Below are 9,241 nucleotides of genomic sequence, written 5' to 3' on the forward strand. Positions count from 1 at the left end.
TGCCTGTCAGGCGGTTGAACGCCACGGCGGCGGCCAGCAGCAGGACCGAATTGATGCCCACCGGCCAAACCACGAAGGCGTAGCCAAGCTCGGCTATGGCAGGGCCGCCAATGACAGCCGTCAGCGCGACTGCGCCGCTTGGTGGATGCAGGCATTTGAACGTCAGCATGAGCCCGATGCTGATCGACACGGCAAGGGCCGCTGCCAATGGCGTCGGGCCCAGCGCGAGGGCGCAACTCACCCCCACCAATGCTGCTACGCAATTGCCGGCCAGGATCGACCAGGGTTGCGCCAGTGGGCTGGCCGGAACTGCAAATAGCAACACCGCCGACGCGCCGATTGGCGCCATCAGCAGCGGCAGTTCCTGGCCCTGGCCGAGCGCCAGCGCTGTCACCCCGGCCGTCGAGAGGATGCCGACAAAGGCGCCGACGGCGGCGCGCAGGCGCTCGACCGGACTGACCGGAACCATATTGGGCAGGAGGCGGGCGAGAAAGTTCATCGCCGTTCCACTAGCATCGCGCCCCCAACGGTACAAAGCGCCACGATGCGTTCTTTCCGCCAATTGCGCAAAATAATGCTTCGCTCACGGGCGGTTGGATGCTGTGCCCCCCCCCCCGCATTCTCCAGCACTGGCAGACGCCGTCCGGTTGCCTGGGTCGTTCCTGCATGGCTGCCTCGGAAGCAGCCCAACACCGTCTTGCCGTTACCTATCCCAAAGGCGTAGCCTCCCTGACAGGACGGTGACAGGGAGTGCGCCTAAGCTCCCGTTACGAACGCAACGACGTTCGCATTTGTTCTAGGGAGGAACTATGAACAAGCTGCTTCTCGCGGCGCTGGTGACCGGCGCCCTTTCCACACCCGCATTCGCTGCCGACTACACCATCATGGCCCCGGCCAGCCCCGGCGGCGGCTGGGACCAGACGGCCCGTACCATGCAGGAGGCCCTGCAGGCCGAAGGCATCTCGGGCAATGTGCAGGTGACCAATGTTCCTGGCGCCGGCGGTACCATCGGCCTTGCCCAGTTCGCCATCCAGGAAAACGGCAATGCCAACGCGCTGATCGTGGGTGGCTATGTGATGGTGGGCGCCATTCTCACCAACATGTCCCCGGTGACCCTGAACGATGTGACCCCCATCGCCCGCCTCACCGGTGAAGCCGTGGCGCTCGTGGTGCCGGCCGCTTCCGATATCCAGTCGGTTGCAGATCTCGTTGCCAAGCTCGAAGCCGATCCCGGCGCTGTCGCCTGGGCCGGTGGTTCGGCCGGTGGCGTTGATCACATCACCGCGGGCCTGATCGCCAAGGCCGTCGGTGTCGATCCCACCCAGGTCAACTACATTGCCTATTCCGGCGGTGGCGAAGCCCTTGCGGCCATTCTGGGCGGCCAGGTGACGGTGGGTCTCTCCGGCGTCAGCGAGTTCGCCTCGCAGATCGAGGCCGGTGAACTGCGCCTTCTGGCCGTCTCGACTGATAGCCGCGTACCGGGCTTTGATGCCCCGACCCTGATGGAAGAGGGTGTCGACGTGGCCGTGCAGAACTGGCGCATGGTTGCTGCCGCTCCGGGCATCACCGACGAGCAGAAGGCTGCCATCACCGCCGACGTCAAGGCCATGGCCGAATCCGGCACCTGGCAGGCCGCACTCGAAACCCGCGGCTGGGTTGACACCTATCTCGATGGCGATGCCTTCGCCACCCAGCTCGAAGCCGACAAGTCGGCCACCGAGGCCATCCTGAAAGATATCGGCCTCGTCCAATGACAATAGGCTCCTCCAAGCCCGAGCGCCGCCCCGATGGGGCGGCGCTTGTTATCGCAGCCATCCTCGCCGGCCTTGCCGTCATCATCTTCTGGCAAACCAGCCAGATGCGCCTGCCGCCTTTGCAGCAGCGGGTCGGCCCCACGGTCTTTCCCTATGTGATCGCCACCGGCCTTGTCCTCCTCGCCATTGGCACCGTGGTTTCGGCCATGCGCGGCAGCTTCCCCGAGCGCAGCAAGGATGACTACCATGCAATCTTCTGGATCGTGGGTGGCCTGATCGGGCAGATCCTTCTGCTGTCCACGGCCGGTTTCTCGATTGCAACCGGCGTGCTCTTTGCCTTCACCGCCAGGGCCTTCGGCCGTGGTCCGCTGTGGCAAACCATCCTGATCGGCTCGGTCTTTGCGTTTGTGGTCTGGTTCATTTTTGCCAAGGGACTGCAGTTGTCGCTGCCCGCTGGCCTGATTGAAAACCTGCTGACCACGGGGAGCTTCTGATGGAAACCTTCGATCTCCTCGCCCAGGGGCTGCTCGCGGCCTTGCAGGTCCACAACCTGATCTATGCGCTGATCGGCGTTACGCTCGGCACGGCCGTCGGCGTGCTTCCGGGCATCGGACCGGCGCTGACAGTGGCGCTGCTGCTGCCAGTGACCTACCGGCTCGATCCGGCTGGCTCGCTGATCATGTTCGCCGGCATCTATTATGGCGGCATGTATGGCGGCTCGACCACCTCGATCCTGCTCAACACGCCGGGGGAAAGCGCCTCGATCGTCACTGCGCTCGAGGGCAACAAGATGGCCCGCAAGGGCCGGGGCGGCCCGGCGCTGGCCACGGCGGCCATCGGCTCCTTCGTGGCGGGTCTTCTGGCCACGCTTGGTCTGGCCTTCATCGCCCCCTTTGTCGTCAAGTTCGCCCTGTCCTTCGGGCCCTGGGACTATTTCGCCCTGATGGTGCTGGCCTTCGTCACCGTCTCGGCGGCCTTCGGCGATAGCGCGCTGCGCGGGCTGACCGCGCTGTTCATCGGCCTGGGCCTGGGCCTGATCGGTATCGACCTGCAGACCGGCCAGACGCGCCTCGCCTTTGGTGTCATGGATTTGCTCGATGGTATCGAGGTGACCACGCTGGCGGTGGCGCTCTTTGCCATTGGCGAGACGCTCAAGACCGCTTCTGACCGCGACCAGGCCAATGCCGAGGTGACGGCCGTTAAAGGTTCGGTCTGGATGACCCTCGAGGACTGGAAACGCAGCTGGGCCTCCTGGCTGCGCGGGACCTTCATTGGCTTTCCCATCGGCGCCATGCCGGCTGGCGGGGCGGATGTGGCGAGCTTTCTCAGCTATAGTGCCGAGAAGAGCTTTTCCAAAAAGCCCGAGGAATTCGGCAATGGCGCCATTGAAGGCGTGGCCGGACCCGAAGCGGCCAACAACGCCTCGGCCGCCGGTACACTGGTGCCCCTCCTGACGCTGGGCCTGCCGACGACGGCGACAGCGGCGATCATGCTGGCCGGCTTCCAGCAATTCGGCCTGCAGCCGGGACCCTTGCTGTTTGCCAATAATGCGCCGCTGGTCTGGGCGCTGATCGCCAGCCTGCTGGTGGCCAATTTCATGCTGCTGGTGCTCAACCTGCCGCTGATCGGGCTCTGGGTGCGCTTGCTGACCATCCCCAAGCACTGGCTTTATGCCGGTATCCTCACCTTCGCCACGCTCGGCACATTGGGCGCCAATGGGGCGATGTCCATGGGTTTCGGCCCGGTGCGGATAAGCTTTGAACTGGTGCTGCTGCTGGCCTTCGGCGTTCTGGGCTACCTGCTGCGTCGCTTCGGCTATCCGATCGCGCCAGTGGTGGTCGGGTTGATCCTGGGGCCGATGGCCGAACAGCAATTGCGCCGGGCGCTGGCCATCAGCCAGGGCGATCTGGCCATCCTGTTCTCCTCGCCGATCTCGATTGTGCTCTATGTCGTGGCCATCATCGCCGTCGGCCTGCCGCTGATCATGCGGTTGCGCGGGCAGGGCAGTGTGCTGGGGCAGTTGGCCACGGACGAAGACTAAGCGTGAACGGCCCCGCCGGGTGCTGCGAACAGCGCCTGGCGGGGTCGAATTCCCCGCATGATCGGGGCTGGGGGCTTAGCGGCTCAGCTTGCCCAATGGCCGAAAGGTCGGCACGGGGTCAGGCGATCCGCCACCGGTGTCCGAAAGCGACTGAGGCATCTCATCGCGCCCCTCGAACTCCGAATGGATGTTCTGGCAAAAATCGGTGGTGGTGTCCGGATCGGTCAGGGCGCATTCGGCCTTGTAGTTGCCGCGCGTGTCGCACTCGAGCTCGTCCTCGCCGTTTTCAAGCTGGTATTCGAAACAGATCAGATCGTCATCGCCAGCCAGCGCGACGCTCGGGGCGAGCGGTGTGAGCGCAAGCAGGGCGGCCAGCGTCGTCAGGGTCGTGCTGATGGTGCGAAGGGTGTTGGTGGTCATGTTAGTCTCCTCATTTGGCGGGCTCGGGTTGCCCGGCTGGTTTGAATGAGGGCTACATGACGGTGTCGGCTTGAACTGGAACTGAGTCAGGGATTCAGTCTCGGTTCAGGCGTTGGGAAACGTAAAAAAGCCCGGCTGCCAGGGAGGGAACTGGCAGCCGGGCTTGTCATACCGGCAGAATGACGCTGGGGCCCGCGGGGGAGGGGCCGGAGCCTGGCGTCTTCAGCTACTACGCTTGGAAGCGGAGCTTAGATCTTGCCGATGTTGCGGAACGCGACCGGATCGATGCCCAGGTTGTTCAGGTGCTTGGCCTTGGGCGCCCGTCCGGCATCGACCGCCGCCGACACGGCAGCAGCGCTGCCGAACACGGTGGCAAAAGTGTCGAGGGTCGCAAAGAACTTGTTCTTGCGCGGGGTGCTCATTTTCCAATCCTTCCTGTCCGGCCTGGATCATTCCGGCCGTTCCATGCCCCCTAGATGGACCTTGCAAGGCCGGTCCGGTAGAGGGCGATTGGGCACCCCAGCCATGCGCTGGGCGAAAATCTTCTCCTGCGGGCATCCGGTCTTGCTGACCGGTCATGGCCGGCGCCTGGACCTAGTTTTTGGGAGAGACGATCTCCTGCCATGTGTCGAGGAAGCGCTGCCGCCGCAGCGTGTCCAGCGCCACCAACAGGCCCGGACCCAAGGGTATGGGCTGGATGACGCCCCGGCCGCGGGCGGCTATCGCCTCACTGGTCCAGTCGCCCGTGCCGTCAGGCACCACCGAGCCAAGGGCGGTCTGCCCGGACGCGATGGATTGCCCCGTCGGCGACAGCGCGAAGTCGACAAACGCCTTGGCGAGCTCTGCATTGGGCGCATCCCTCGGGATCAGCATGGAGCGCGTCAATACAAGAACGTAGTCGTCCGGCACGACGATTTCGATGGGCGCTCCCTCGGCCTGCCGGGCAAAGGCATAGGAACCCAGGACGTTGTAGCCGAGCGCCAGGGTGCCGTCGGCCACGCCATTGAGGATGGCCGGGCTGGAGCCGGAAAAGCGGGCGTTGACGCGTCCAAAGGCGTTGGCCAGTCGCCAGAAGGTGGAGGATATGGTCTGGTCCTGGGCCGCCAGCAGGTAGCCGACGCCTGACAAGGCAATGTCATAGGTGGCGATCTTGCCGCGGAAGCGCTCTGTCTGGTTCTCCAGCAGTTCGGCCAGCGTCAGGTGGGTCCTAGGGACTTCCTGATCACCGATCAGGTCGCGATTGTAGATGATGACGGCGGGTTCGAAAGTGAAGCCGAACACCTCATTGCGCCAATGCGCCCAATCCGGCAACGCGCCGAGAAACGGACTGTCATAGGCCAGAGCATGTCCGTCATTGGCCAGCTTGAGCTGCAGGTCCGAGGCCGAGCTGATGAGCAGGTCCGGCGCCCGCTCAAGCGTGCCGGCCAGGAAGCCTTCGAACAGGGGCAGGGAATCGGTTTCTTCATAGACCACGGTGACGTCGCGATGCAGCGCCTGGAAGGCTTCGACGAAATAGGCAAAAAGAGGCGTGTCGGTCGTGCCCAGGATGGTAAGGATCGCCTGCTGAGACCCGTCAGGAGCCGGGTAGGTGGTCGTCGCAGCATCGACAGGGGCGGGTTGCAGCAGCATGCCGGCAAGGACCAGCGAGGCCACAAGGCCCAGGGCGGCCCGACCGCTTGAGCCGCGGCGCCGCAGTGGCAGGGTGATCGAAACGGTCAGGCCGCCGCCATCGCGGTCGAGCAGGGCAAGCCTGCCCTGATGCGCCTGAGCGACGCGCGCCACAATAGAGAGACCCAAGCCCGAGCCTACCTTGCCACCGCTGGACGTTCCCCGTTTGAAGCGCTCCAGCACCTGGGGCTTTTCCTCATTCGGAATGCCTGGGCCCCGGTCACTGACATTGATCACCAGATCCCCGTTGTCCATGGCGCCCGAGATGGTGACCGCCGCCTCGGAATAGACCAGTGCATTATCCACCACATTGCGCATCATCTCCCGCAGGGCCACGCGGTCGCCGCGGAGCGGGGCATTGGCGGCATCATCGGCAAGGTCGATCTGCAAGCGCCCGGCCTGTTCGGGGTCGAGCCGCTGGCGCACATCCTCGACGACCGAGGCCAGGGTCGTCGGCTCGGTCTCGCTGTTTTCCATGCGATGGGAAATGGTGGCTTCCATCAGCAGCTGGCTGACGAGCTGGCTCGCCTGAACCGCTCCGGTGTGAATACGCCCGACACGGCGGCGCAGGGCTTCGGGGTCCTGTTCGTCCATGGCGACTTCCGCTTGCGCGCGCAGCGATGCCAAGGGCGTTCGGACTTCGTGCGCGGCCTCGGCAACAAGGCCGCTGACGCGCTCCATGGCGTTGCGCAGGCGGGCCATGAAGCCGTTGAGCGCGGAAACCAGATGCTCGACCTCTATGGGCACCGGCACCGTGATGGCTGACAGATCATCCGGTGCGCGCGCACGCAACTCGTGCTCCAATTGGGTCAGCGGTGCGAACATGCGGGAAATGCCGAACCACACCAGCCCGATGGCCAGCAGGGTGAGGGCCAGGACCGGCAGCACGGCGTTGGAGAGGATTTCATTGGAAAGAGCTTCGCGCTGGTTCTGCGTTTCCGCCACATGGATGGTCACCCAGCCCGTATCGCTGGGCGTGGAAATGAGACGGCCCACACTGGCGACCCGCACGGTCTCGCCGCGATAGCGCATATCGGTAAAGACCGGCTCCGCCGAGACGGTTTCGCCCATCTGGGCGGCCAGATCCTCATAGCCGGTGACCGTGCGCGCGTCAGGATCCTCCACCGCGTAGAACACCCGATCCTGCCCTGAAAACATGGCGAAGGCAGCAAAGGGGATTTCGACCACGACGGCCTCGTTCTCGACCTGCACCGCGCCGGCAATGGTCAGCGCTGAGGCGGCAAGAAGCCGGTCGAAGGCGCGATCCGAAGCGCGCTCGGCATAGTCGCGGATGAAGATGATCAGGATGACCGAGGCGGTGAGCAGCAGCGCCACGGCCAGCGCGAACATGCGGCGGCGAATAGAGAAGGGCTTGGCGGGCACGCTATCCCTCCGCCGGTCTTCGTCTAGGCATTGTTGACCCGCACCACATAACCCACGCCACGCACGGTACCGATCTCGATATTGGCGGCCTCCAGTTTCTTGCGCAGGCGCGAGATATGGAGTTCAAGGGCATTGACGGAGACGTTCTCATCAAAGTTGAAGAGCTGGTTCATAAGCCGTTCCTTGGCAACGACTTTTCCGGCGTGGGCGACCAGAATTTCAAGCAGCCGGAATTCACGACGGCCCAGTTCGAGCGTCTTGCCATCGACCGAGGCATTCAGCCCCGCCAGATCAAGCTCGAGATTGCCGACGGAGACAGTGCTCGACGCCTGACCGCCGGTGCGGCGGAGCAGGGCCCGCAATCTGGCCTCCAGCTCCCGGAGATCGAAGGGCTTGACCAGATAGTCATCGGCGCCCAGATCGAGCAGGCTGACCTTGTCGTCGATCTCCGACCGGGCGGTGATGACCAGGATAGGGGCGTTGAACTTGTGCCGGCGCAACTCGGCGATCAGGCTGATGCCATCGCGGTGGGGCAGCATGAGATCAAGGGCCACCGCGTCGAATGGTTCGGCCTGGGCGGCCGGAAGGACGTCATCGCCGTCCCGTATCCATTCAACCGAATGCCCTGCCGAGCGGAGGCGCTTTTCAATGGCCTCGCCCAGATCCTCATTGTCTTCGACCAGCAAGATGCGCATGCGTCCCCCTCGCGCGGTGACACTAGTGCACTTCGTCTTTCCGGTGAACGCCTAAAAGGTCTTAGAAGTCAGGGCCGGACGGCCAGGCCGCGCAGGTGATGGGCGAGGCTCGACAGCGATTCGGCAGCGCTGCGGAAGAGCCCGGCCAATGAATAGTCGGGCGGGTCGACATAGTTTGCCAGCATCGCCTCGGCCAGTGCCTTGCCTTCGCGCACGATGCGACGCTCGATCAGGTCCTGTCCTGCATTGGGAACGCGCATGCCAGCCTCCTATGGTTGACGAAACCTTAACGGAGCGATGGCTATCTGTCGCGCGGCACCTGGGAAAATGGTTTACGCCGGTGGCGTCGATCACATTTCACGCGATGCATCGACTTGCCGCGACCGCGTTAATCGGCCGGCAATAGGGCGGGGCCACGCTCTCCGCATGCCATTCGACAAGTCCCGCGGCTCGGCCGCATCGCCGCTGCTCCTCGAACGCCGGATCGCGCCACGGCGAAACACCTTCATTCAAGCCAGCATTGCCATGGGCTTCACCTCTGTGCCCTGCATCGTGCGCAATGTCTCCGAGAGCGGCGCCAAGCTCGAGGTGGCGCGGGTTACCGGCATACCGGACCGGTTCGACCTGATCGTGCCCGGGCATCGGCCGCAGCCCTGCCGCGTGGTCTGGCGCTCGCTCAAGGAAATCGGTGTGCAGTACCAGTCCGCCCGTCACGAACCGGCGGACAATTCCAACCTGGACTGAGCCCGGAGCCTAGTGGTTGGTCTGGGGCGCCAGCCACAAGATGTGGATAGTGGGGGATATCTTCCGCACTGTCGCAAAGGTGCCAAAAATTCTGCGCTTGACAGATTCCCGGTCGTCGAGAATCGGGATTTTCCGCTATGGTGAACCGCCGGTTAAGGCTTGCGCCGGGCCCTTGAAGAGCGAGATTTTCCGCGGATTTAGCGGCGGATTCTCGCGCGTTTCAGTGACCGGTTGAGCTGTGTGATGTGCCGATCAAATCGGCGCCCCAACAGTGCTGTTTTGCTTGATATTTGTCCCCGCAATCCACATATTACCCATACCATCCCTTGTTTGAATTGAGGGGTGGGGCACTAGGTGTTGTGATTTTCTGACGTTGACGCGATCGATGAATCGCACAACTCTGATCCTCGGTCCGGCGCTGATTTTTGGTGTCGGGCAAGCCCTCGGAACAAGCACCGGCGAGATGACCGGCGCAGGGCCGGGGCACGGGGCAAGTTCTTGGGTCCGCCCTCCCGCGGGCCCGGGGTTGGTAACAG

General features: G+C 64.0%; 10 protein-coding genes. 4 read left to right on the forward strand and 6 right to left on the reverse strand.

Going from position 1 to position 9,241, the window contains the following annotated elements:
- On the reverse strand, nucleotides 1–499 hold a 499-nt coding region (locus QZ564_RS18205), incomplete at its 3' end, for an HPP family protein (protein WP_297113162.1).
- A gap of 310 nt (nucleotides 500–809) precedes the next feature.
- Between QZ564_RS18205 and QZ564_RS18210 the strand changes: the two genes are divergently transcribed.
- Genes QZ564_RS18210 through QZ564_RS18220 form a run of 3 tightly spaced genes read left to right on the forward strand, consistent with a single transcriptional unit; the run spans nucleotide 810 to nucleotide 3,795 of the window.
- The gene (locus QZ564_RS18210) at nucleotides 810–1,754 is read left to right on the forward strand and encodes a tripartite tricarboxylate transporter substrate binding protein (RefSeq protein ID WP_297113164.1); all 945 of its coding nucleotides are present in this window, start codon (nucleotides 810–812) and stop codon (nucleotides 1,752–1,754) included.
- Nucleotides 1,751–2,248: a tripartite tricarboxylate transporter TctB family protein gene (locus tag QZ564_RS18215; RefSeq protein WP_297113166.1), complete on the forward strand. Its 498-nt coding sequence runs from the start codon at nucleotides 1,751–1,753 to the stop codon at nucleotides 2,246–2,248. The genes QZ564_RS18210 and QZ564_RS18215 overlap by 4 nt, the downstream gene beginning before the upstream one ends.
- Nucleotides 2,248–3,795 carry a tripartite tricarboxylate transporter permease gene (locus tag QZ564_RS18220; protein WP_297113168.1) on the forward strand — a complete coding sequence of 516 codons (1,548 nt, stop codon included), beginning with the start codon at nucleotides 2,248–2,250 and terminating at the stop codon, nucleotides 3,793–3,795. The genes QZ564_RS18215 and QZ564_RS18220 overlap by 1 nt, the downstream gene beginning before the upstream one ends.
- Before the next feature lie 75 nt (nucleotides 3,796–3,870).
- Here QZ564_RS18220 and QZ564_RS18225 read toward each other — a convergent pair whose 3' ends face one another.
- From QZ564_RS18225 to QZ564_RS18245, 5 genes are all read right to left on the reverse strand, one after another.
- Complete coding sequence (locus tag QZ564_RS18225) at nucleotides 3,871–4,215, reverse strand: hypothetical protein (RefSeq protein ID WP_297113171.1); 345 nt, start codon at nucleotides 4,213–4,215, stop codon at nucleotides 3,871–3,873.
- 248 nt (nucleotides 4,216–4,463) lie between these two features.
- Nucleotides 4,464–4,637, reverse strand: coding sequence for a hypothetical protein (locus tag QZ564_RS18230; protein WP_297113173.1), 174 nt, complete (start codon nucleotides 4,635–4,637; stop codon nucleotides 4,464–4,466).
- A 172-nt stretch (nucleotides 4,638–4,809) separates the two neighbouring features.
- A complete protein-coding gene (locus tag QZ564_RS18235; RefSeq protein ID WP_297113175.1) occupies nucleotides 4,810–7,266 on the reverse strand; it encodes an extracellular solute-binding protein in 2,457 nt (818 codons plus the stop codon).
- Between the two features lie 23 nt (nucleotides 7,267–7,289).
- The gene (locus tag QZ564_RS18240) at nucleotides 7,290–7,961 is read right to left on the reverse strand and encodes a response regulator transcription factor (RefSeq protein WP_297113177.1); all 672 of its coding nucleotides are present in this window, start codon (nucleotides 7,959–7,961) and stop codon (nucleotides 7,290–7,292) included.
- A 68-nt stretch (nucleotides 7,962–8,029) separates the two neighbouring features.
- The gene (locus QZ564_RS18245; RefSeq protein ID WP_297113179.1) at nucleotides 8,030–8,221 is read right to left on the reverse strand and encodes a hypothetical protein; all 192 of its coding nucleotides are present in this window, start codon (nucleotides 8,219–8,221) and stop codon (nucleotides 8,030–8,032) included.
- Nucleotides 8,222–8,387: 166 nt separating this feature from the next.
- On the opposite strand from QZ564_RS18245, the gene QZ564_RS18250 reads away from it, so the two are divergent.
- A complete protein-coding gene (locus QZ564_RS18250; protein WP_297113181.1) occupies nucleotides 8,388–8,705 on the forward strand; it encodes a PilZ domain-containing protein in 318 nt (105 codons plus the stop codon).
- Nucleotides 8,706–9,241 lie beyond the last annotated feature (536 nt).

Source organism: uncultured Devosia sp. (genome assembly GCF_913055165.1).
Taxonomy (GTDB): Bacteria; Pseudomonadota; Alphaproteobacteria; order Rhizobiales; family Devosiaceae; genus Devosia.

Bases quoted from the DNA above. Each gene is read 5' to 3' on its own strand.
- QZ564_RS18210 (WP_297113164.1), top strand. From the start codon at position 810: ATGAACAAGCTGCTTCTCGCGGCGCTGGTGACCGGCGCCCTTTCCACA.
- QZ564_RS18225 (WP_297113171.1), bottom strand. From the start codon at position 4,215: ATGACCACCAACACCCTTCGCACCATCAGCACGACCCTGACGACGCTG.
- QZ564_RS18230 (WP_297113173.1), bottom strand. From the start codon at position 4,637: ATGAGCACCCCGCGCAAGAACAAGTTCTTTGCGACCCTCGACACTTTT.
- QZ564_RS18240 (WP_297113177.1), bottom strand. From the start codon at position 7,961: ATGCGCATCTTGCTGGTCGAAGACAATGAGGATCTGGGCGAGGCCATT.
- QZ564_RS18215 (WP_297113166.1), top strand. From the start codon at position 1,751: ATGACAATAGGCTCCTCCAAGCCCGAGCGCCGCCCCGATGGGGCGGCG.
- QZ564_RS18220 (WP_297113168.1), top strand. From the start codon at position 2,248: ATGGAAACCTTCGATCTCCTCGCCCAGGGGCTGCTCGCGGCCTTGCAG.
- QZ564_RS18245 (WP_297113179.1), bottom strand. From the start codon at position 8,221: ATGCGCGTTCCCAATGCAGGACAGGACCTGATCGAGCGTCGCATCGTG.
- QZ564_RS18250 (WP_297113181.1), top strand. From the start codon at position 8,388: ATGCCATTCGACAAGTCCCGCGGCTCGGCCGCATCGCCGCTGCTCCTC.